Here is a 23,198-nt window from a genome sequence, read left to right as displayed (position 1 = left end):
CAACGGTGGGATGGGGATCGCTGCACTGTGCCAGCATCTCCCGCGCCAGGACGGGAGTCACACCCCCCATGACGCGAACCCGGCCATCGCGCTGCTCGTCAGTCCTGGGCCAGGCGGACGATGGTGCCTTGCGCCAGCGCGCACAGCTTCTCGCTGCCATCCTTGACCGCGAACACCTCGCAGCGGCAGACGGCCTGCGTCTTGCTCACTGCCTGGGCCTCGGCCCGAGCAATCAGCCGCTCGCCCACCGCGGGACGCACGTAGTTGATCTTGAACTCGGACGTCACGACGGGCACCTGCATCGCGGTGCCACCGGCATAGGTCAGCGCGTTGTCGGCCAGGTAGCTGACGACGCCGCCATGCGCGAAGCCGTTCTGTTGCAGCAGGTCCTCCCGCAGCGGCAGCTGCAGTTCGACCTGCCCCGGCGCCAGCGCAGCGAGCTCCGTGCCCAGCAGGCGGCTGAAGGACTGCTGGGCGAGGATGTCTCGCCCCATCGCCAGGAAGACTTCGGGCGAGACACTCATGGCGTCACAGCACTTCGAACACGCCGGCCGCGCCCATGCCGCCGCCGATGCACATCGTCACGCACACGCGCTTGGCGCCGCGGCGCTTGCCTTCGATCAGGGCGTGGCCCGTCAGGCGCTGGCCCGACACGCCGTACGGGTGGCCCACCGCGATGGCGCCGCCGTTGACGTTGAGCTTGTCCATCGGGATGCCCAGCGTGTCAGCGCAGTACAGCACCTGCACGGCGAAGGCTTCGTTCAGCTCCCACAGGTCGATGTCGGCGACGGTGAGGCCCAGCTTCTTCAGCACCTTGGGCACAGCGAAGACGGGGCCGATGCCCATTTCGTCCGGCTCGCAACCCGCCACGGCGAAGCCGAGGAAGCGGCCCAGCGGCTTGAGGTTGTGCGCCGAGGCGTACTGCTCGCTGACCAGCGCGCAGGCGCCCGCGCCGTCGCTGAACTGGCTGGCGTTGCCGGCCGTCACCAGGCCGCCGGGCACGGCGGAGCGCAGGTCCTTGATGCCTTCGTAGGTGGTGCCTTCGCGCAGGCCTTCGTCGGCACTCACGGTCACTTCCTTGCTCATCAGGCCCATGACCTTGTCGGCCACGCCCATGGTGGTGGTCACAGTGATGAGTTCGTCAGCGAACTTGCCGGCCGCCTGAGCGGCGCAGGCCTTTTGCTGGCTGCCGGCGCCGTACTGGTCCATGCGCTCGCGCGAGATATTGTAGCGCTTGGCCACGTTCTCGGCGGTCTGCAGCATGTTCCAGTAGATCTCGGGCTTGATCTTGGCCAGCGACGGGTCGGCCAGCATGTGCTTGTTCATTTCCTGCTGCACGCAGGAGATGCTTTCCACGCCGCCGGCAATGTAGACATCGCCCTCGCCCGCGATGATGCGCTGCGCGGCCATGGCGATGGTCTGCAGGCCGCTGGAGCAGAAGCGGTTGATGGTGACGCCGCTCACCGTGATGGGCAGGCCGGCCTTCAGCGCGATCTGGCGGGCGACGTTGGCGCCCGTGGCGCCTTCGGGGTTGGCACAACCCATCAGCACGTCTTCGATGGCGCCGGCGTCGATGCCGGCACGCTCGACGGCGGCCGCCACCGCCCAGCCGCCCAGCGTGGCGCCGTGGGTCATGTTGAACGCGCCCTTCCAGCTCTTGGTCAGCGGGGTGCGGGCGGTAGAGACGATCAGTGCGTTGCTCATGTCTTGTTCCTAGTTCGTGTGCGGGCAGCGATCAGGTGAAGGACTTGCCTTCGGCCACGAGGCGGGCCAGCAGCGGCGCCGGCTTCCAGAATTCGCCGTCGTCCATCGGGTTCTGCGCAAAGCGCTTCATCGCCTGCACGACGTTGAACAGGCCCAGGGTGTCGGCGTAGCACATCGGGCCGCCGCGCCAGATCGGGAAGCCGTAGCCGGTCAGGTAGACCATGTCCACGTCGGAGGCGCGCTGGGCGATGCCCTCTTCAAGCAGGTGCGCGGCTTCGTTGACGAGCGCGAACACCAGGCGGTGCACGATCTCCTCGTCGCTGATGTCGCGCTTCTTGGCGCCGATGGCTTCGCGGTGCTTGGCCAGCATTTCGTCCACCACCGGCGACGGGATCGCATCGCGCTTGCCCGGCAGATAGTCGTACCAGCCGGCGCCGGTCTTCTGGCCAAAGCGGCCCAGCTCGCACAGGCGGTCGGCGCTGGCCGAGTACTTCATCGTGGCGCGCTCGACGGCGCGGCGCTTGCGGATGGCCCAGCCGATGTCGTTGCCGGCCAGGTCGCCCATGCGGAACGGGCCCATCGCGAAGCCGAACTTCTCGACGGCCTTGTCCACCTGCTGCGGCGTGCAACCTTCATCCAGCAGGAAGCCGGCCTGGCGGCTGTACTGCTCGATCATGCGGTTGCCGATGAAGCCGTCGCAAACGCCGGACACCACCGCCGTCTTCTTGATCTTCTTGCCAATGGCCATGACCGTGGCCAGCACGTCCTTGGCGGTTTCCTTGCCGCGCACCACTTCCAGCAGCTTCATCACGTTGGCCGGGCTGAAGAAGTGCATGCCCACCACGTCCTGCGGACGCTTGGTGAACGAGGCGATCTTGTCGACGTCCAGCGTGGAGGTGTTGGAGGCCAGGATGGCGCCGGGCTTGGCGACCGCGTCCAGCTGCTTGAACACGGCTTCCTTGACGCCGATCTCCTCGAAGACCGCCTCGATGATGAGGTCGCAGTCCTTCAGGTCGTCATAGCTCAGCGTCGTGGACAGCAGCGCCAAGCGGGCGGCGTACTTGTCTTCCTTGAGCTTGCCCTTCTTGACCTGGGCTTCGTAGTTCTTCTTGATCGTGGCCACGCCACGGTCCAGGGCTTCCTGCTTGGTCTCCAGGATGGTGACCGGCAGGCCGGCGTTCAGGAAGTTCATCGAGATGCCGCCGCCCATGGTGCCGGCGCCGATGACGCCCACCTTGGCGATGGTGCGCAGCGGCGTGTCTTCGGGCACGTCGGCGATCTTGCTGGCCACGCGCTCGGCGAAGAACAGGTGGCGCAGGGCCTTCGATTCCGGCGTCAGCATCAGCGCGGCAAAGCCTTCGCGCTCGGCGCGCATGCCGTCGTCGAACTTCAGCTTGACCGCACCGGCCACCGCCTCCAGGCAGCGCAGCGGCGCGGGGTAGTTCTTGCTCATGCCGCCCACCATGTTGCGGGCGAACTGGAAGTAGGCGTCGGGGTTCGGGTGACGGGCCTTCAGGTCACGCACCTTGGGCAGCGGGCGCTTCTCGGCCACTTCCTGCGCGAACTGGATGGCCGCACCCAGCACGTCGGCGTCCACGACCTTGTCAAACAGCTTCTGGCCGGGAACCATGGCCAGCATCTGCGCCTCCACCGGCTCGCCGCTGACGATCATGTTCAGCGCGGGCTCCACGCCCAGCGCGCGCGGCAGGCGCTGCGTGCCACCGGCACCGGGCAGCAGGCCCAGCTTGACTTCCGGCAGGGCCACCTTGGTGCCGGCTTGCGCCACGCGGTAGTGGCAGCCCAGGCTCAGCTCCAGGCCACCGCCCATGCACACGCTGTGGATGGCGGCCACCACCGGCTTGCTGCAGTTCTCCACCACGGCAATCAGGCTCAGCAGGTTGGGCTCGGCCAGCGCCTTGGGGCTGCCGAATTCCTTGATGTCCGCACCGCCCGAGAAGGCCTTGCCGGCCCCGGTGATGACGACGGCGGTCACGGCCGGATCGGCCTCCGCGCGTTCCACGCCCGCGGCACAGGCCGAACGGGTGGCGAAACCCAGACCGTTCACCGGCGGGTTGTCGAGCGTGATCACGGCGACGCTGCCGCGAACTTCGTAATGGGCTGTCATGGGCACGACCTCGGTTGAAGGGCCGTGCCGCGTCTCCTGCAGCCGGCCCAGAAATAGAACGACCGTTCGATTCTAGGCAGCGGCTTTGACGCCGTCTTGTCCCGGCAGTGACAAGGGCGGGCGCGCTACTCGGCGCGCTTGAGCACCACGGTGTCCTTGAACGCCTTCGGGACTTCCTTGGGCGCCGGCGGCTGCATCTTGGCTTCGGCATACCGGCGGGTGGCTTCCGCGGCGTCCACCACGGGCTCGGGCGGTGGCGCCGGGCGCGGCGCCGGGCGCACGGCCAGGCGCAGCTCGTGGTTCTCGCGCTGCAGCTGCTCGATCTGCTTGCGCGCCTGCGTGAGCTGCTGGCCCGCGAGGTGGTAGGCCTGCTCGAGCTGCAGCCGGCGTTGCGCGTCGCGCTTCGCATGGCCCGACAGCCAGGCGTACACGCCGCCCGCCGCCAGCAGGCCACCCAGCACCAAGCTCCCCATCAGCATCAGCCATTGGCCTTGATCCATGCACCTCTCCCCTTGCGTTGTGTCAGCAAATGTAGTGGCGCCGCTGCGCTGACGGCAGCCGGCCAGGGTTTCCCACGAGGCGCGCCCTGGTCAGGCGCGCACTGGACCGATGCCATGGCGCGACTAGAGTGCAGCCCATGCTGATCCCGGTCGTCTACCCGCCCCACGACAATTCGCCGCCGCCGCAGTTCTCGCCGCTGCCGCAGCCGCCGGGCCCGCCCACGCCGGAGCCGCCCCCGCCGCCGCCCCGTCCGGACGAGCCCGCGCCGCCCGCCGAAGGCGACGTGCCCCGCGTGCTGTACCTGCTGCGCGTGCTGTGGCTGTGCCTGTTCCCGGTCGGCATCGTCGCCGCCGGCGTGGGCACGCTGCTGGGGCTGGAGCAGGCGCGCGAGACGCTGCTGGCGCTGGAGGTGGGCAGCGCGCAGACGGCTGTGCTGGTGTCCGCGTTCGGGCTGTGGCTGCTGCTGGCCTGGTACACCAGCCGGCTGCTGCTGGACCGGCGCTTCGAGCCCGACACGCTGGGCGAGTGCACGCACGCGGGCTTCGCTGCGGGCCTGCGCCGCTGGCTGCCGCGCTTGCTCATTCCGGGCGGCGGGCTGCCCATCGCGCTGTTCTTCCTGCTGCAGACGCGCGAGCGCCTGATCGGCGCCGGCCTGCTGGCCGTCACGGCGGCGCTGTACGTCTTCGTCGTCAAGCGCCGCGCCTGGCTGCTGCGGCTGAGTGATGGCTCCTGGCTGGCACGCTGGCTGGCGCTGGACGTGCGCCGCGACGCCATCGCCGCCATGGTGCGCGAGGACCGCATGGCCACGCCGTCGCGCGTGCTGGTGGCGCTGGTGATGCTGCTGCAATGGGCGCTGCTGGCCGCGCTGCTGGCCTGGCCCGAGGCCACGGCGCGCGCCATCGGGTCGCCGGCGCTGGTGCTGCTGGCGCTGGGCAGCTGGATTGTTTTCGGCGGCATCCTGCTGACCTACGTGCCCAAGGCGTTGATCCGCGTGCCACTGACGGCGTTGCCGGCACTGCTGTTCGTCGCCTTCGCGCCGCTGAACGACAACCACCGCGTGGCCCCGCCCGAGCGCAGCGCGGCCCGCGCCGTGGCCAACCGCCAGCCGGCCGATGCCTGGCTGCAGGCCTGGCTGAGCACCGCAGGCGCCGATGGCAAGCGGCCGCTGGTGCTCGTCGCCTCGGCCGGCGGCGCATCGCGCGCCGCTTACTGGAGCAGCGCGGCGCTCGCGCGCCTGCAGGACCTGGGCGAGCAGGAAGGCGTCAACTTCACCGATTCGGTGTTCGCGATCAGCGGCACTTCGGGTGGCGCGCTGGGCGCGGCCAGCTTCGTCGCCGCCGTGGACGCACGCCGCCAGGCGCAGGATGCCGCCGCCTGCACGCCGTGGCAGCTGGTGCGCGATTTCGCCGGCCAGGACCACCTCGCCGCGCCCGTGGGCGGCCTGCTGTATGGCGACCTCGTGCAGCGCCTGCTGCCCGTGCCCGTCGCCGAGCTGGACCGCTCGCTGACGCTGGAGCAGGTCTGGGCACGTGACTGGCCGCGCAGCCTGGCCCGCCGCTGCGCGCCCGGCCCCGGCGCCCGCCCCAACCCGTGGAGCGAACCGTTGACCGCGCTGCACGCGCGCACCACGCCCACCGAATGGCTGCCGCTGCTGGCGCTGAACACCGCCGCACTGGCGCGCGGGCAGCGCGTCTACCAGGCCGACTTCCTGCTGCCCAGCGGCGATGGGCTGGACCTGCTGGACCCGTCGCTCGGGCTGGACGTGGACCGGCTGACGCTCGCGCAGGCCGTGCACAACAGCGCCCGCTTCCCCTACATCAGCCCGGCCGCGGCCGTCGTCTTCAAGGAGGCACACAAGGACGAGGAGACCGGCGACGTGGGCCGGGTATGGGACCGGCTGGGCGATGGCGGCTACGTGGAGAGCAGCGCGACGCTGATGCTGTCGGACCTGCTGCGCGACCTGGAAGCCAGCGGCAAGCTCAAGGCCTGCAAACCCGAGGACGACTGCGCCGCGCAAGGCATCCTGGACCGCTCGCGTCTGCGCCTGCTGCTGCTGTTCAACGGCCCCTCGCGGGTGGATGACTGGCTGTGCCGCGACGCGCCGCAGGCGGCAGACGCCATGCCTCAGGATGGCCAACGCTACCGCGCACGCAACGTCACGCTGCACGAGGTTGGCGCGCCGCCGCGCGGCATCCTGCACAGCAACGGCGCGCGCGGGCAGGACTCGACGGTGGAACTCATCAAGCGCGTGGGCGGCTGCGGCCAGGTGGCCGAGCTGCGCCTGCCCGCCACGCAAGGCCAGCGCCCGCCGTCGATGAACTGGATGCTGAACCGCGCCTCGCGCGACTTCATTGACGCAGCGCTGCTGCAGAAGCTGCCGGTGGCGGACGCCGACGTCGGCCCGGCACAGGCCCAGTTGAACGCCCATCTGCGCCAGGCCAGGGGCTGGCTGCTGCAGATGAAGTGATGCCGACCGGCTGGCGGGCCGGCAGGCCACAATGCCGCCCGCCATGAACTACCTGCTGCCCCTCTTCACCGCCCCCGCGCGCCGCCCGCTGTGGCGTGCGCTGCTCGCGCTGCTGGTGGCCGTCATCACCTGGCTGGCGCTGTCGCCGGCGCCGCCCAAGACAATGAACACCGGCTGGGACAAGGCCAACCACGCGCTGGCCTTCGGCGCGTTGGCCTTCAGCGCCGTCTGGGCGCTGTGGCCGAGCCCCCGCCAATGGGTGTGGCTGGTGCTGGCGCTGCTGGCCTACGGCGTGGGCATCGAGATCGCCCAGGGCTTTCTGCCACCGCGCGAGGCCGACTGGCATGACGTGATGGCCGACGGCGTCGGCATCGCACTGGGGCTGCTGGCGGCCTGGCCCATCGCTGTCCTCGTTGCCAGGGACAGGTAGGGCGGTCCAGTCCTACAGCCAGTGCCTCTGCACTGACATACCGTTGGCAGCAGACTGCGATACGGTACCAACCCATGTCGACCCGCCTGCTGCCGGACCTGCTCCGCGCCACCCGCGCCCATTCGCTGGCCCTGGCCGCGCCGTTGTCGGACGAGGATGCGCAGCTGCAGTCCATGCCCGATGCCAGCCCGGCCAAATGGCATCTGGCGCACACCACGTGGTTTTTCGAGACCCTGGTGCTGCAGCCCCACCTGCCGGGCTACCGCGTCTTCGACGAGCGCTGGCCGCGCCTGTTCAACAGCTACTACGAAAGCCTGGGCCCGCGCCACGCACGCCCGCAGCGCGGCCTGCTGAGCCGGCCGTCGCTGGACGAAGTCAAGGCCTATCGCCGGCATGTGGACGCCGCGCTGGCCGACCTGCTGCCGGCAGCGTCGGCCGAGGCCCGGGCGCTCATCGAGCTGGGCTGCCACCACGAGCAGCAGCACCAGGAGCTGCTGCTGACCGACATCCTGCACGCGTTCTCCTGCAATCCGCTGCTGCCCGCGTATGACGCGGCACCGCCCGCCCCGGCGGCGCCGCCCGCGCAGGCCTGGCTGCAGCACCCCGGCGGCATCGTCGAGATCGGCTTTGACGGCGCCGCCGGCGATGGCTTCGCGTTCGACAACGAGGGCCCGCGCCATGCTGCGCTGCTGGCGCCGTTCGAGATCAGCAACCGCCTCGTCACCTGCGGCGAGTACGCCGACTTCATCGCCTCCGGCGGCTACCGCGAGCCGCTGCTGTGGCTGTCCGACGGCTGGGCCACCGTACAGGCGCAAGGCTGGCAGCGACCTGCGTACTGGCTGCCCGACGGCAGCGTCTTCGGCCTGCACGGCGTGCAGCCACTGGACCCGGGCGCTCCCGTGTCACAGCTCAGCTTCTACGAGGCCTGCGCGTTCGCCGAATGGGCCGGCGCGCGGCTGCCGACGGAGTTCGAGTGGGAGGCGGCATGCCGTTTGCCCGGATTCCACCAGGCCGCGGACCAGGCCTGGCAATGGACACGCTCCAGCTATGCGCCCTACCCCGGCTTCAAGCCGGCGCCCGGCGCGGTCGGTGAATACAACGGCAAGTTCATGGTGGGCCAGCAGGTCTTGCGCGGCGGCAGCGTCGCAACGCCGGCCGGCCATGCCCGCCCGAGCTACCGCAATTTCTTCCCGCCGGCCGCGCGCTGGCAGTTCAGTGGAGTGAGGCTCGCACGATGAAACCCGGACTCGATTGGCGCCAGCCCCGTGCCTCGGCGGAGAGCGACCAGTTCGCCGCCGACCTGCATGCGGCGCTCAGCAGCTCGCCCAAGGCCATCTCGCCCAAGTACTTCTACGACGAAGCCGGCTCCAGGCTGTTCGAGCAGATCTGCGACCTGCCCGAGTACTACCCGACGCGCACCGAACTCGCGCTGCTGCAGGCGCACGCCGCCGACATGGCTGCGCAGTTCGGGCCGCAGGTGCAACTGGTGGAGTACGGCGCCGGCGCGCTGCGCAAGGTGCGGCTGCTGCTGGACGCGATGCCGCGCGACGCCGTTCAGTTCGTGCCGGTGGACATCTCCGGCCCGCACCTGCTGGCGGCCTGCGACGGGCTGGCTGCCGACTACCCCGGCCTCGCCATCCAGCCGCTGGTGGCCGACTTCACGCGTCCGCACACGCTGCCGCCCTGCGCCGACGGCACGCGCCGCGTGGGCTTCTTTCCCGGCTCCAGCATCGGCAACTTCACGCCCGCCGAGGCCGATGCCTTCCTGCGCCTGGCTGCCGCCGAGCTGGCCGGTGGCGGCCTGCTGATCGGCATCGACCTCGTGAAAGACCACGGCGTTCTGCACGCGGCCTACAACGATGCCGCCGGCGTCACGGCTGCCTTCAACCTCAACGTGCTGCGGCGGGCGCGGTGCGAGCTGGGCGCGGAGTTTCCTTGCGACGGCTTCGAGCACCTGGCTTTCTACAACCCCGCCTACCGACGCATCGAGATGCACCTGCGCGCGACGCGGGCACTCGAGCTGCAGCTGGGTGGCGAGGTCTACGCCTTCCGCGAGGGCGAGACGCTGCACACGGAGCATTCGCACAAATACACCGTGTCGGGCTTCCAGGCCATGGCGCAGCGCGCAGGGTTCCGCCCCGGGGCCGTGTGGACCGACCCTCAGGGCTGGTTCGCACTGCTGTGGCTGCAGGCCTGAAACAGGGACGGGCCAACGCGGAGTGCAAACGGCGAGGGTGTGGTGACAATGCCGGCCGGCCCAGGTAGTCACCGCCGCGCATGACCCCGCCCTTAGCAACGCCACCAGTTCCTCACGACCAGCGTCCCCTCACACAGCTGCTGCATGACTGGCAGGCCGGCGACGCGCAGGCGCTGCGCCGGCTGCTGGACTGGGTGCAGGGCGAACTGCTGCGGCTGGCGCAGTCGCGGCTGCGCGGGCACGACAGCCCGTCGCTGGCCGCCGAGGACCTGCTGCAGGAGGCGCTGCTGCGGCTGGTCAACCGCACGCCGGACTGGCAGGACCGCCAGCATTTCTTCGCCACCGTGTCGCTGGCGATGCGCCAGGTGCTGGTGGACCATGCGCGCCGCCGCCAGGCCGCCAAGCGGGCCGGCGGCGCCGGCTGGCAGCTGGTGGACGGCACGCTGTCCGGCCTCGGCGAGGACGCCCAGACCGCCGACCTGCTGACGCTGGACCGGCTGCTGCAGCAGCTGGAGGCCGAGGACCCGCGCGCCGCGCAGATCGTGCAGCTGACCTACTTCGTCGGCCTGGAACGCGAGGAGATCGCGACGCTGATGGAGCTGTCCGTCGCCACCGTGGACCGCGAGCTGCGCCATGCGCGCGCCTGGCTGTCGGCCGGCCTGGGCCGCGCCAGCCTCGAAGCCTGACCGTGGCCGCGCCCAGCCGCTACGCGCGTAGCAAGGCGCTGTTCGACGCGCTGGTGGACCTGTCCGACGCCGCCGCGCAATGGCAGGCACTGCAGGCCGCCGACGCCGACGACGCGCTGCGCAACGACGTGTGGGCGCTGCTGCAGGCGCACCGCCAGACCACGCGCATCGGCGCGCCCATCGCTGCCGCCTCGCGCGCCTGGCAGCCGCCGGCCGAGCCGCTGAAGCCCGGCGACCGGCTGGGCCCCTGGGTGCTGCGCGGCGACCTCGGCGAAGGCGGCATGGGCCGCGTGATGCGCGCCGAGCGCGCGGACGGCGCGTACGACCAGCAGGTGGCCATCAAGCTGCTGCGCGGCCTGGCCGATGCCGACGCGCTGGCCCGGCTGACCCGCGAGCGGCAGATCCTGGCCGGCCTGCGCCACCCGCACATCGCACGCCTGCTGGACGGCGGCAGCACGCCGGCCGGCCAGCCCTACCTCGTCATGGAGCTAGTCGACGGCCAGCCCATCGACCGCTGGTGCGACGCCCGCGGCGCCGACCTCGCCACCCGGCTCGCGCTGTTCGACCAGGTGGGCGACGCGGTGGCCCACGCCCACGCACGGCTGGTGGTGCATTGCGACATCAAGCCGTCCAACGTGCTGGTGGATGCCGACGGCCAGGTGCGGCTGCTTGACTTCGGCATCGCCCGCCTCACGCAGGGCGACTCGCCCGACATGCAGCCCGCGCTGACGCCCGCCTACGCCAGCCCCGAGCAGCTGGCCGGCGCCACGCCCGGCACGGCCAGCGACATCTACAGCCTCGGCCGGCTGCTGCAGCGGCTGCTGGCCGACGTGCCGACGGGCGGCCTGCGCGGGCAGGCACTGCAGGCCGTCCTCGCGCGGGCGCAGGCGGCCGAACCGGCGCGGCGCTACACCACCGTCGGCGAGCTGCGGGCCGACCTGCACCGGCTGCAGCAGGCCCGGCCGGTGCAGGCCTGGCCGCCCGGGCCGGCGCGGCGCCGCTACGTGGCCGCGCTGGCGCTGCGGCGGCACTGGCTGGTGCTGCTGGCCGCCGCCGGCGCGCTGGCCATGGCCGGCGCGTTCACCTGGGGCCTGGCCCAGCAGCGCGAGAACGCCCGCCGCGAGGCCGAGGCCGCGCAGCAGATCAGCCGCTTCGTGATCCGGCTGTTCGAGGGTGCCGACTCCGAGAACGGCGGCCTGCGTGCGGCCGACACGCCGGTGCGCCTGCTGCTGGACCGCGGGCACGCGCAGCTGCAGCGCGAGCTGCAGGACCAGCCGGCCCAGCGCGCCCGGCTGCTGGACGTGCTGGGCACCGTGTACGAGAACATCGGCCAGCTCGACGCCGCCGCCAGCGCCTACCGCGAGGCCATCGCGCTGGAGGCCGCCGCCGGCCCCGACCGCCGCGCCCAGGAAGCCGCGCTGCAGTACAAGCTGGCGTTCACGCTGAACCGCCAGGGCCACTACGAGGCCGCGGCCGCGGCGGCCGGGCGCTGCCTGGCGCTGCGCGAGGCGCTGGCCGACGTGCCGCCCGCCGAGCTGGCCGACGCCCACAACGCCGCCGGCATGACGCTCAGCAACCTGGGCCGCACCGCCGCCGCGCGGCCGCACCTGGACCGCGCGCTGGCGCTGCGCCGTGCGCAGTTCGGCGACGCGCACAACCAGGTCGCCCAGCTGCACAACAACCTCGCGCTGTGGGCGCTGGCCGCCGGCCGACCGCGGGACGCCGAGGCCCAGGCACGCCAGGCAGTGGCCATCGGCCAGGCGCTGCCGGCGCTGCCGGGCCTGCACCACCGGCGCCTGACCGTGCTGGCAATGGCGCTGATGGCCCAGGGCCGGCTGGACGAGGCCGAGCCACTGCTGGCCCAGGCGCTGGCCCAGGCCCGCGCACGCTACGGCGCCGACGCCACCTACCTGCACCGCGTGCTGCGCGAGCTGGGGCTGCTGCAGGCCCGGCGCGGGCAATGGCCGGCGGCCGCCGCCACCTACCGCGAGGCGCTGGCCGCGGCCGACCAGGGCGGCGACACCGGCAACCCGGTGCATGCGCTGACGCTGAGCCGGCTGGCCGACGCGCTGGCGGCGCTGGGCGATGCCGCCGGCGCCGAGGCCGCCCACCGCCAGGCGCTGACCGGCCTGCGCGGCGCCGGCGACCCGCTGGGCGAGGCCGACGCGCAGGCCGCGTACGCCCGCTGGCTGCAGGCGCGCGGCCGCGACGCCGACGCCCGGCCGCTGCTGCAGGCCGCGCAGGACACGCGGCAGCGGCTGCTGCCGGCCGACCACCCGCTGCGCCGCACGCCAGCAGACACCCCCTAACTTGATGGCGACGCCGCTGACAGGCTCCCGGGGCAGATCCCGTTAAGGCCTGCGTGGCGCCCAGACGTGGCGCTTTGCCCTGCCGGAGATCCCCATGCCCCTGCCCCGTGCGCGCGCCCGCGCAACGGCCCTGGCCGCCGCGCTGCTGACCTTGCTGGCCCCCGCCGCCCGGGCCGATCTCATCGACGACCTGCAGGACCCCTTCCCCGGCCTGCCCGGTGCGCCGACGCCCGACATCTGGTGGACGAAGGGCAAGACCAACTTAGACCTCGCCGGCACCCAGTGGAGCACCGCAGCCAACTGGACGGGCGGCCTTACCAACGACCGGGCGGTGGGCTTCGGCCGCGGCGGCTCGGCCACCAGCGTCAACGACCTGCGTGACCTGCGCCTGCGCAGCGTCAGCTTCGGCGGCAGCAGCGCCTTCACGCTGCAGGGCGAGGCCTTCACCGTCACCGACGGCCTGTTCAACGGCAGCAGCGTGCTGCAGACGGTGCAGGCGCGCGTCGGCACGGCGTCGCTGAGCCAGAGCCAGTCGTGGAACGGCGGCACGGCGGGCCTGCAGCTGCAGATGAGCGGCACCGTGCACGGCAGCCTGACACTGAACAAGGTGCAGGCCACGGTCGCGGGGGCGCTGACGCCAGCGCTGGGCCACCCGCTGAACCTGGGCAGCGCGCAGGCGCTGACGCTGCGCAGCAGCCAGCTGACCACCACCGGCGCCAACCTGAACGTGACGCCCGCGCTGGAGGGGCTGCGCGTGCAGCTCAACGCCAGCCAGTGGACCAACACCGGCGCGCTGGCCCTGGGCGGCACGACGCGCGCCGCGACGCTGGGCATCGACGCCGCCAGCAAGCTGCGCACGGACCAGCTCACCATCGCCGGCAACGGCACGCTGACGCTGGCCGGCGGGGAGCTGAGCTTCGCGAGCCTCAGCCGCAGCGGCGCGCTGGACTGGCAGCTCGGGCGGGTGCAGGCGCGCGGCGCGCTGGCGCTGGCGGCGCTGGGCACGCAGGTCAGCCTGGGCAGCACACGCCAGCTGGAGGTGCAGGGCACGCTGACCGTCAACAGCGGTGAGCGGCTCGCGCTGGCGGCCGGCAGCCAGGCGCTGAAGACGAGCAACCTGCGGCTGAACGGCGGCACGCTGCAGGCCGACGGGCCGCTGGGCAGCGGCGTGGGCCAGCTGTCGGGCCAGGGCCGCTGGCAGGGGCGCGTCGGCGGCGGCACGCTCATCCAGGCCAGCGGCGGGCGGCTGCAGCTGGGCGATGCGCAGCAGGCCGGCGCCGTGGCGCTGCAGGGCACGCTCAACGTGGGCGCCAATGCCAGCGTGCAGCTGGACGCGCTGGACGTCGCCCAGCTGGGCCCCAGCACGCTGCTGGGCCAGGGCTCGGTGCTGGCGTCGGCGGCCGGCATCGTGCTGGGCCGTGGCGAGACGCTGACGGTCACGACGGCCGCCGAGATCCAGGGCCGCTTCATCAACGACGGCTTGGTGACGGCACAGCAGCGCGCCCCGCTGCGCGCGGGCCTGTTGCACGTGACCGGTGAAGTCAGCGGCACCGGCGCCTTCCGCGGCAACCTGGACCTGCTGGGCGGCCTGAGCCCCGGCGGCGATCTCGGCGCCGGCGTGGGCACGCTGGACTTCGGCGGTGGCGAGGTCTGGCTCGGGTCAAGCAGCGTGCTGACGCTGGACCTCGGCCAGAGCGGCGGGCAGTGGACGGGCGACCGGCTGGCCAACGTCGGCGTGCTGCATGCCGGCGGCGCGCTGCGGCTGCGGCTGCACGGCGCGGACCCGGCGCTGGCCGGCAGCTGGCAGGGACTGAGCTTTGGCCGCATTGCCGGGCAGTTCAGCAGCATCACGCTGGAAGGCGCCGACGGCTGGACGCTGGACACCGCTCAGCTGATGGCCAGCGGCCGCGTCTCCATCACCCCGGTGCCGGAGCCGGCGCCGGCGCTGCTGATGCTGCTGGGGCTGGCCGCGCTGCCCTGGTGCCGGCGCCGGCTGCAGGGCTGAGCCGGTGCGCCCCGCCCTCTCCCGCACCGCACTGGCTGCGCTGGCTGCGCTGACGCTTTGCAACGCCGCCCGGGCCGACAGCGGCGGCGAGCCGCCCGTGGTGGCGCGCGTCTGGTGGACCGGCGCGCTGTCGACGGTGCCGGGCCTGCCGCCCGGCCTGCTGAGCCTGCCGGCCAACTGGAGCGCGCCGCTGCGCGCGGACGATGAACTGGGCTTCGGCGGCGCCGGCCCCAGCCTGCTGACCAACGACATCGCCGCGCTCGGCGTGCGCAGCCTGATGTTCGACGGCAGCCGCGCCTACACGCTGGCGGGCCGGTCGCTGCAGGTCAGCGGCGGCATCGTCAACCGCAGCGGCGCGCGGCAGACGATCAGCGCCGCCGTGCAGGCCAGCGGCACCGGCCGGCGCACCTGGGACGGTGGCGACGCCGGCCTGAGCCTGACGATGGCCGGCAGCCTCGACCAGCAGTTGCGCGTGCTGCGCAGCGACGTGCGGGTCGACGGCCGGCTGAACCTGGTGCGCCGCAGCGCCCGTGCAGGCGACAGCGCGGCCGTGCAGCTGACGCTGGCCAGCAGCCGGCTGCACACGCCCGGCGGCGCCACCCTCGAAGGCGGCCTCGTGCCGGCGCTCGTCACGCTCTACGACAGCCAGTGGAGCGGCGGCGGCGTGACGCTGGGCGGCGCCGGGCAGCCCGTGTCGGTGCAGCTGGAACTCAGCCGCTGGCAGGCCGACAGCCTGGCGTTGCGTGCGGGCGCGGCCATCACGCTCAAGCGCAGCGAACTGACGGTCGGCCGGCTCACCGGCGCCGGCGGCATCGACTGGATCAGCGGCGTCATCACCGTCGACAGCGACCTGCAGCTGGGCGCCATCGCGCCCACCGTCACGGTCGACCGCGACCGCCAGCTCTACGTGCACGGCACGCTGACGATCCATACCGGCGAGCGCGCCATCATGACCGGCAAGAGCCTGCTGCAGGCCCGCGAGCTGCGCCTGGCCGGCGGCGTGCTGCAGGCCGGCGTGCTGGGCGGCAACACACCGCTGCTCAGCGGCCATGGCCAGTGGCTGGGCCGCGTGGCGGGCGCCACCGGCATCAACGCCAGCGGCGGCCTGCTGCGCCTCGGCGACCCGGCCCAGGCCGGCGCCGTCGACCTGACCGGCACGCTCACGCTGGCCGCGGGCGCGCGCGTGCAGCTGGACAGCCTGGACCTGGCCCGGCTCGGCAGCCGCACGGTGCTGGCGGGCGACAACCAGCTGGCGGCGGCCAACGGCATGGCGCTGGGCGACGGCGATCAGTTGACGGCCGGCAACGGCGGCCGGCTGCAGGGCGCGCTGGTCAACGACGGCCTGGTGCTGACGCGGCGTTCACAGGGCGGCGCCGGGCTGCTGGTGCTGGACGGCGAGGTCAGCGGCAGCGGCCGCTTCGACGGCGCGTTCAGCTTTCTGGCCGGCGCGAGCCCCGGCGCGGCGCGTGGCAACGGCCTCGGCAACCTGACGTTCGGTGGCAGCGAGCTGTGGCTGGGGCCGCAGTCCCGCCTGACGCTGGACATCACGGCCGGACCGGACGGCTGGACCGGGGACCGCCTGACCGGCATCGGCCGCCTGCATGCCGGCGGCGAGCTGCTGCTGCGCTTTCACGGCGTGACGCCCACCGACGGCGACGGCTGGCAGGCGCTGGGCTTTGCCCAGCTCGACGGCGCATTCAGCCGCATCAGCGTGCAGGGGCTGGACGGCTGGCGGGTGGACACGCCACAGCTGCTGGCCAGCGGTCGCGTCAGCATCAGCCCGGTGCCCGAGCCGGGCGCAGCCGGCCTGATGCTGCTGGGCCTGGGCGTCGTCATCGGCCTGGGGCCGTGGTGCCGGCGGCGCGCCGCGATCACAACGGCAGCGCGGCCATCAGCGAGCTGGCGGACGAGGTGATCAGCACCACGCCCGCCGCCAGCGCATCGTCGCGCAGGTGCGTGGCGCCCCACTTGCCGCAGTAGATGAACACCGGGACGCCGGGCGCCACCGTCTTCATCTTCAAGGCAAGGTCGATGCCGGCCGTCTCGCCTTCCGGGCGGCCCATGTCCGAGATCACCGCGTCATACCGCGCCTGCTTCAGCGCCTCCAGCCCTTCGGTGGTCGACAGGGCGATGTCCACCTGCACGCCGCGATCCTGCAGCGATGCAACGAGAAAGCTGTTGTTCCTGGGGCGGTCATCCACCCAGAGAACACGCTTGCCGCGCGGCCTGGCCTCGGTGGCCGGGGCGACAGCCACCGGGGACGCGAGGCCTTTCTCCAGCTGCGCCAGCTTGTTCTGCAGGTCGGCCAGCAACACGCGCTGCTGCTCGGAGGCCTCCTCCATCGTCAGCTCGTTGCCCGCCACCTTGATGGTGAACTTGCGGCCACGCGCCGACTCCACCAGCGCCCGGATGGGCCCGAACAGCTTCACCAGCAGCACGGCGAAGACCGCCGGCCAGGCCAGCGCCGCCAGCGCCGAAATCAGCTTTGCCAGATCGTCCACGGCGCCTCCCCGATGCAAGCCCGGCGAGCGGCCACCCGCCGCCCGAATCGATGCGCCACGATAACGCCGCCGCAGAACCCTGCACGGCGAGTTGGAAGCCGGCCGCAGCGGCCGTCCTGTCGGCGCAGGACGAATGGGAACTCGTCGGCAAACCACTGACGCGGACCAACCCGGCGGCGACGACGCGCACGCCACGGCCTGACACGGCCCCGCGCGCTCAAATCGCCAGCCGCTCCCTCACCCCATCCGCCTTCATGTCGGCCCCGCGCCCGCGCATGACGATCTCGCCGCGCTGCATCAGCAGGTACTGGTCGGCCAGTTCCTCGCAGAAGTCGTAGTACTGCTCCACGAGCACGACGCACAGGCCCTTGTCGTGGGCCAGGTGCTTGATGACGCGGCCGATGTCCTGGATGACGTTGGGCTGGATGCCTTCGGTGGGCTCGTCCAGCAGCAGCACCTTGGGGTTGGGCGCCAGCGCGCGGGCAATCGCCAACTGCTGCTGCTGGCCGCCCGACAGGTCGCCACCGCGGCGCGTGCGCATCTTGGCGAGCACGGGGAAGAGCTGGAACAGCTCGTCGCGCAGCGGCGTGCCGGCGGGCTGGCTGGCCAGGCCCATCTGCAGGTTCTCGATGACGGTCAACCGGCCGAAGATCTCGCGGCCCTGCGGCACATAGCCGAGGCCGGCGCGCACGCGCTGGTGGGTCTTGAGCTTGTCGATGTTCTCGCCGGCCAGCGTGAGGCTCCCGGACGTGACGGGCACGACACCCATCAGGCTCTTCAGCAGCGTGGTCTTGCCGACGCCGTTGCGGCCCATGACGACGGTGATCTCGCCCGGCTTCAGGTCGAAGCTCAGGCCGCGCAGGATGTGCGAGCCGCCGTAGTGCTTGTGCAGGTCCTGGACCTTGAGGAGGTCACCCGCCGCCGGGCCGCCCCAAGGCGGGTGAGCGCCCCCTCGGGGGGCAGCATCCGCAGGATGCGTGGGGGCTGCGTTATCTGCCAAGGTACACCTCGATCACTTTCTCGTCGGACTGCACCGTCGCCATCGTGCCTTCTGCCAGCGTCTTGCCTTCATGCAAGACCGTCACCGTGCGGTGCGCGCCGGCCAGCGTGGCGACGAAGCTCATGTCGTGCTCGACGACGACCAGCGAGTGCTTGCCTTCCAGGCTCAGGAACAGCTCGGCGGTGCGCTCGGTCTCCTCGTCGGTCATGCCGGCCACGGGCTCGTCCAGCAGCAGCAGCTTAGGCGTTTGCGCCAGCAGCATGCCGATCTCCAGCCACTGCTTCTGGCCGTGGCTGAGCAGGCCGGCGACGCGGTGCTGCTCGTCGGCGAGGTGAACCGTCTTCAGCAACTCGCCGAGTCGGTCGCGCTGCGTGCCGCTGAGCTTGGCGCGCATCGCAAAGCGGGCGCGGCGGTCGCCGGCCAGCGCCAGTTCCAGGTTCTCGGCGACGGTCAGCGCCTCGAACACGGTCGGCTTCTGGAACTTGCGGCCGATGCCCGCGCGGGCGATCTGCTGCTCGTTCATCTGGCGCAGATCGAGATTGCTGCCGAAGTAGACACGGCCGCTGTCGGGCCGGGTCTTGCCGGTGATGCAGTCCATCGTCGTCGTCTTGCCAGCGCCGTTGGGGCCGATGACGCAGCGCAGTTCGCCCACGCCGATGGTGAACGAGAGGCCGCCCAGCGCCTGGAAGCCGTCGAAGGCGACCTTCAGGTCTTCGACGTACAGGGCCACACCCTGGTTGAAGATGGGTTCGCCGGCGGTCGCGATGCGGGTGATGGCGCGCGAGCGCGTCTCAGCGCCGGCTTCGAGAAGTTCTGGTGTCATGTCAGCCCCTCGTTCGATGAGTACATCGACCGATCCCCCGCGGGGATGCGAGTCGGCTCGGGAGCGGCCCAGCGCTCGACTCGCTTCATTTCTTGAACCTCTTCGCCAGCCCCATCAGGCCTTGCGGCAGGAACAGCGTGACGGCGATGAAGAGGCCGCCGAGGACGTAGAGCCACCCCTCGGGCCACACGGCCGTAAAAACCGACTTGGTGCCGTTGACGAAGAAGGCGCCGAGCACCGGCCCGATCAGCGTGCCGCGGCCGCCGACGGCCGCCCAGATGGCCATCTCGATGCTGGCCGCCGGGCTCATCTCGCCCGGGTTGATGATGCCGACCTGCGGCACGTAAAGCATGCCCGCCAGCGCGCACATCACCGCGGAAATGACGTAGGCACTGAGCTTGAACGCGACCGGGTCGTAGCCCAGGAAGCGCACGCGCCCCTCGGCGTCGCGGATGGCCTGCAGGATGCGGCCCCAGCGGCTGTTCGTGAGCCAGCGGGCGACGAGGTAGCACCCGATCAGCGCGACACCACTGGCCACACAGAGCGCGACCTTCATTCCGGGCGTGTTGATCGCGATGCCGGCGATGCGCTTGAAGTCGGTGAAGCCGTTGTTGCCGCCGAAGCCGGTCTCATTGCGGAAGAACAGCAGCATGGCCGCCACCGTCAGCGCCTGCGTGATGATGGAGAAGTACACGCCCTGGATGCGCGAGCGGAAGGCGAAGTAGCCGAACACCGCGGCCAGCAGACCGGGCACCGCCAGCGCCAGGAAGATCTGGCCCACCAGCGAATCGCTCAAGCCCCAGTGCCAGGGCAGCTCCTTCCAGTTCAGGAACACCATGAAGTCCGGCAGGTCCGACTGGTACTGCCCTTCGCGGCCGATCTGGCGCATCAGGTACATGCCCATGCCATAGCCCCCGAGGGCAAAGAAGAGCCCATGGCCCAGCGACAGGATGCCGCCGAAACCCCAGATGAGGTCCAAGGCCAGGGCACAAATGGCAAAGCAAAGGAACTTGCCCAGCAGGCTCACGTAAAACTCGCTGAGGTGCAGCGCGTGGCCGGCCGGGAAGGCGAGGTGCAGGAACGGCACGAGCAACACCAGCACGGCCACGACGATGAGGAGAGGCTTCTTCATTCGACCGACCTGCCCTTCAATGCGAACAGGCCTTGCGGCTTTTTCTGGATGACGAGCACGAGCAGCAGCAGCAGCGCGATCTTGGCGAGCACCGCGCCCTGCCAGCCTTCCAGCAGCTTGGACAGCACGCCCAGGCCCAGGCCCGCGTAGACGGTGCCGGCCAGCTGGCCCACGCCGCCCAGCACGACCACCATGAAGGCGTCGACGATGTAGCTCTGGCCCAGGTCGGGGCCCACGTTGCCGATCTGGCTCAGCGCGCAGCCGGCCAAGCCGGCGATGCCGGAGCCCAGCGCGAAGGCCATCGTGTCGACCCGCGCCGTGTTGACGCCCACGCAGGCGGCCATGCGGCGGTTCTGCGTGACGCCGCGCACCATCAGCCCCAGCCGCGTGCGGGACAGCAGCAGCGCCATGCCGACGAGCACGAGGGCCGCAAACGCAAGGATGGCCAGGCGGTTGTACGGCAGCGTCAGGTTGGGCAGCAGCGCCCAGCCGCCGGACAGCCACGCGGGGTTCTCGACGGCCACGTTCTGCGCGCCGAACAGCGTGCGCACCGCCTGCATCAGCACCAGCGAGATGCCCCAGGTGGCCAGCAGCGTTTCCAGCGGCCGGCCATAGAGCCAGCGGATGACGGTGCGTTCCATGGCGGCGCCCACCAGCGCCGCGACGATGAAGCTGGCGGGCAGTGCCAGCCACAGGTAGTAGTCGAAGGCGGCTGGCAGCCAGGCGCGGAAAGCCTGCTGCACCATGTAGGTGGCGTAGGCGCCCACCATCAGCAGCTCGCCGTGGGCCATGTTGATGACGCCCATCAGGCCGTAGGTGATGGCCAGGCCCAGCGCCACCAGCAGCAGCACCGAGCCCAGGCTCAGGCCCGAGAACAGCAGCTGCGCGCGCTCGCCCCAGGCGAGGCGGTCGCCGATGTCGTTGACGGCCTGCTGCATCGCGGCCTTGGCGGCGGTGTCGCTTTCGGCGCCGAGTTTTTCCAGCAGCAGCGCACGCGTGGCGGGGTCGGCGCTACCGGCCAGTTCGAGCGCCGCGGCCTTGCGCTGCGCGGCGTCGGCGGAGGACAGCTTGGCACCGGCCACCAGGGCGTTCAGTTGGCCTCGCAGCCCGGCGTCTGTCTCGGCGGCCAGCGCCTTCTCGAACAGCGGCAGCTTGGCAGCGTCGGCATCGTCGCGCAGCGTCGCCAGCGCCTTGGCGCGGGTGCCCCGGTCGGTGGACAGCAGGTCCAGCCCGGCCAGCGCCGCATCGATCTCACGGCGCATGCGGTTGTTGAGCATGGGCTCTTCGGCGTCTGCCGGCGCCGTGCCCCCCGCGTCGATGACGAGGGCCTGGCCGGCCTTGACGCGCACGCGGCCGTCCTGCAGCGCCCGCAGGAAGGGGCCGAGCGACGCATCACCCGCGGCCAGCGCCTGCTGCAGCGCCGCCACGCGGTCGTCACTCTCGCCCGCGGCGATGCGGTTGGCCAGCTCGGGCGACAGCGCCCAGGCCGACCAGCCGCTCAACGCCAGCAGGCATCCAAGAAGAAGTCGTTTGATCATCACGATCCAAGCGAACCAAAATTAGCGCCGTGCGAAGCACGCGCGCCCCTCAAGCGGCCGCCGTGGAACTGGCTTTGCCAGGCCACTGGCGGCGCCCCCTGGGGGGAGGCGCCTTGGCGCCTCGGGGGGGTCTTAGTTCACTTCGTGGGCTCGTCCTTCTTGCCCTTGTTCTCGGGGATGTAGGGGCTCCACGGCTGGGCCTTGACCGGGCCCGGCGTCTTCCACACCACGTTGAACTGGCCGTCCGCCTTCACCTCGCCGATGAAGACCGACTTGTGCAGGTGGTGGTTCTTCTCGTCCATCTTGGACGTGATGCCCGACGGCGCCGTGTAGGTCTGGCCGGCCATGGCGGCAATGACCTTGTCGGTGTCGGTGCTCTTGGCCTTGGTGACGGCCTGCGCCCACATGTTGATGCCGATGTAGGTGGCCTCCATCGGGTCGTTGGTCAGCGGCTTGTCCTTGTGGCCGGCAATGCCCTTGGCCTTGGCGTAGTCGCTCCACTTCTTGATGAAGGCGTCGTTGGCGGGCGCCTTGATGGACATGAAGTAGTTCCACGCGGCCAGGTGGCCCTGCAGCGGCTTGGTGTCCACGCCGCGCAGCTCTTCCTCACCCACCGAGAACGCCACCACCGGCACGTCCGTCGCCTTCAGGCCCTGGTTGCCCAGTTCCTTGTAGAAGGGCACGTTGGAGTCGCCATTGATGGTCGACACGACGGCGGTCTTCTTGCCTTCGGCCGAGAACTTCTTGATCTTGGCGATGATGCTCTGGTAGTCGGAGTGACCGAAGGGGGTGTACTCCTCCATGATGTCCGACTCGGGGATGCCCTTGGACTTCAGGAAGGCGCGCAGGATCTTGTTCGTGGTGCGGGGGTACACGTAGTCGGTGCCCAGCAGCACGAAGCGCTTGGCACCGCCGCCGTCCTTGCTCATCAGGTATTCCACGGCGGGAATGGCCTGCTGGTTGGGCGCGGCACCGGTGTAGAACACGTTCTTGCTCAGCTCTTCACCCTCGTACTGCACGGGGTAGAACAGCAGCGAGTTGGTCTGCTCGAACACCGGCAGCACCGACTTGCGGCTCACCGACGTCCAGCAGCCGAACACGACGGCGACCTTGTCCTGCGAGATCAGCTGCTTGGCCTTCTCGGCGAACAGCGGCCAGTTGGACGCCGGGTCGACGACGACGGGCTCCAGCTTCTTGCCCAGCAGGCCGCCCTTGGCGTTGATCTCGTCGATGGCCATCAGCACGGTGTCCTTCAACACCGTCTCGGAAATGGCCATGGTGCCTGACAGGGAGTGGAGCACGCCCACCTTGATGGTGTCGGCGGCAAAGGCGGCATGGGTGCCAAACAGGCTGGCGGCAGCGGCCAGGGCAAGTGCGGAACGGCGAAGCATCGGGAAGCCTCCAAAGTTGGATGTGAGAGGTCGGGTAGCCGAGCAGCACCGAGCGCAAGCCCCGTGCCAGCTCCGTGCACTTCGTCACACCCTGCAGCACCCGCCTGCCCGCACGGTTTCGGGCGATGACAGCCCTGTCACGGTGCGCGACGCACCGCAGCCGTACCCCGACCATCGTCTTCCGCACAAAAGCGGGCGGGCCGCGCCCCGATTTGTGGCCGCACAAGCCCCAATCGCCAGACGGGCGCCCCCTCCCGACAATCGCGCCCCTTCCGGCCTTTGCAGCAGTAGGCGGCCCCCTTGAGTCACACAACCTTACGCAAGTCGTACAAAACGCAAGACGGGCCGTGCCGGGCCGCACGCAAGATGCGCCGCATGCTGGCGTTGGC

18 protein-coding genes are annotated in these 23,198 nt (G+C 71.2%); 8 read left to right on the top strand and 10 right to left on the bottom strand.

Annotated elements, in window-relative coordinates:
- Positions 1-98: 98 nt before the first annotated feature.
- The 4 genes from ACG04Q_RS11090 to ACG04Q_RS11075 form a co-directional block, all read right to left on the bottom strand.
- On the bottom strand, positions 99-524 hold the full coding sequence (locus ACG04Q_RS11090; RefSeq protein WP_394510986.1) for a PaaI family thioesterase: 426 nt from the start codon (positions 522-524) through the stop codon (positions 99-101).
- Positions 525-528: 4 nt separating this feature from the next.
- Complete coding sequence (locus ACG04Q_RS11085; RefSeq protein ID WP_394510985.1) at positions 529-1,704, bottom strand: acetyl-CoA C-acyltransferase; 1,176 nt, start codon at positions 1,702-1,704, stop codon at positions 529-531.
- Between the two features lie 31 nt (positions 1,705-1,735).
- Entirely contained in the window at positions 1,736-3,829 is a 2,094-nt protein-coding gene (locus tag ACG04Q_RS11080) for a 3-hydroxyacyl-CoA dehydrogenase NAD-binding domain-containing protein (protein ID WP_394510984.1), read from the bottom strand.
- A 125-nt stretch (positions 3,830-3,954) separates the two neighbouring features.
- On the bottom strand, positions 3,955-4,329 hold the full coding sequence (locus ACG04Q_RS11075; RefSeq protein ID WP_394510983.1) for a hypothetical protein: 375 nt from the start codon (positions 4,327-4,329) through the stop codon (positions 3,955-3,957).
- A gap of 137 nt (positions 4,330-4,466) precedes the next feature.
- Between ACG04Q_RS11075 and ACG04Q_RS11070 the strand changes: the two genes are divergently transcribed.
- From ACG04Q_RS11070 to ACG04Q_RS11035, 8 genes are all read left to right on the top strand, one after another.
- Positions 4,467-6,797: a hypothetical protein gene (locus tag ACG04Q_RS11070; protein ID WP_394510982.1), complete on the top strand. Its 2,331-nt coding sequence runs from the start codon at positions 4,467-4,469 to the stop codon at positions 6,795-6,797.
- A gap of 43 nt (positions 6,798-6,840) precedes the next feature.
- A complete protein-coding gene (locus ACG04Q_RS11065; RefSeq protein ID WP_394510981.1) occupies positions 6,841-7,227 on the top strand; it encodes a VanZ family protein in 387 nt (128 codons plus the stop codon).
- A gap of 74 nt (positions 7,228-7,301) precedes the next feature.
- Positions 7,302-8,465: an ergothioneine biosynthesis protein EgtB gene (gene egtB / locus ACG04Q_RS11060; protein WP_394510980.1), complete on the top strand. Its 1,164-nt coding sequence runs from the start codon at positions 7,302-7,304 to the stop codon at positions 8,463-8,465.
- Positions 8,462-9,424, top strand: coding sequence for an L-histidine N(alpha)-methyltransferase (egtD, locus tag ACG04Q_RS11055; protein WP_394510979.1), 963 nt, complete (start codon positions 8,462-8,464; stop codon positions 9,422-9,424). Before egtB ends, egtD begins: the two co-directional genes overlap by 4 nt.
- Before the next feature lie 80 nt (positions 9,425-9,504).
- Complete coding sequence (locus ACG04Q_RS11050; RefSeq protein WP_394510978.1) at positions 9,505-10,110, top strand: ECF-type sigma factor; 606 nt, start codon at positions 9,505-9,507, stop codon at positions 10,108-10,110.
- A gap of 2 nt (positions 10,111-10,112) precedes the next feature.
- On the top strand, positions 10,113-12,419 hold the full coding sequence (locus tag ACG04Q_RS11045) for a protein kinase domain-containing protein (protein ID WP_394510977.1): 2,307 nt from the start codon (positions 10,113-10,115) through the stop codon (positions 12,417-12,419).
- 94 nt (positions 12,420-12,513) lie between these two features.
- Positions 12,514-14,424 carry a hypothetical protein gene (locus ACG04Q_RS11040; RefSeq protein ID WP_394510976.1) on the top strand — a complete coding sequence of 637 codons (1,911 nt, stop codon included), beginning with the start codon at positions 12,514-12,516 and terminating at the stop codon, positions 14,422-14,424.
- Positions 14,425-14,428: 4 nt separating this feature from the next.
- Entirely contained in the window at positions 14,429-16,339 is a 1,911-nt protein-coding gene (locus ACG04Q_RS11035) for a hypothetical protein (RefSeq protein WP_394510975.1), read from the top strand.
- On the opposite strand, the gene ACG04Q_RS11030 is transcribed toward ACG04Q_RS11035, so the two are convergent.
- From ACG04Q_RS11030 to urtA, 6 genes are all read right to left on the bottom strand, one after another.
- Entirely contained in the window at positions 16,296-16,925 is a 630-nt protein-coding gene (locus ACG04Q_RS11030) for a response regulator (RefSeq protein WP_394510974.1), read from the bottom strand. The genes ACG04Q_RS11035 and ACG04Q_RS11030 overlap by 44 nt on opposite strands.
- Positions 16,926-17,142: 217 nt before the next feature.
- Positions 17,143-17,925, bottom strand: coding sequence for an urea ABC transporter ATP-binding subunit UrtE (gene urtE / locus ACG04Q_RS11025; protein ID WP_394510973.1), 783 nt, complete (start codon positions 17,923-17,925; stop codon positions 17,143-17,145).
- Complete coding sequence (gene urtD / locus ACG04Q_RS11020) at positions 17,915-18,748, bottom strand: urea ABC transporter ATP-binding protein UrtD (protein WP_394510972.1); 834 nt, start codon at positions 18,746-18,748, stop codon at positions 17,915-17,917. Before urtD ends, urtE begins: the two co-directional genes overlap by 11 nt.
- 85 nt (positions 18,749-18,833) lie before the next feature.
- Positions 18,834-19,880: an urea ABC transporter permease subunit UrtC gene (gene urtC, locus ACG04Q_RS11015; RefSeq protein WP_394510971.1), complete on the bottom strand. Its 1,047-nt coding sequence runs from the start codon at positions 19,878-19,880 to the stop codon at positions 18,834-18,836.
- The gene (urtB, locus tag ACG04Q_RS11010; RefSeq protein ID WP_394510970.1) at positions 19,877-21,418 is read right to left on the bottom strand and encodes an urea ABC transporter permease subunit UrtB; all 1,542 of its coding nucleotides are present in this window, start codon (positions 21,416-21,418) and stop codon (positions 19,877-19,879) included. The genes urtC and urtB overlap by 4 nt, the downstream gene beginning before the upstream one ends.
- Before the next feature lie 137 nt (positions 21,419-21,555).
- A complete protein-coding gene (gene urtA, locus ACG04Q_RS11005) occupies positions 21,556-22,809 on the bottom strand; it encodes an urea ABC transporter substrate-binding protein (protein WP_394510969.1) in 1,254 nt (417 codons plus the stop codon).
- Positions 22,810-23,198: the final 389 nt, after the last annotated feature.

It is taken from the genome of Pelomonas lactea (assembly GCF_043555885.1).
Lineage (GTDB): Bacteria > Pseudomonadota > Gammaproteobacteria > Burkholderiales > Burkholderiaceae_C > Pelomonas > Pelomonas lactea.
The sequence above is the reverse complement of the archived record's forward strand: the minus strand, read 5'-3'. Positions and strand labels throughout refer to the sequence as shown.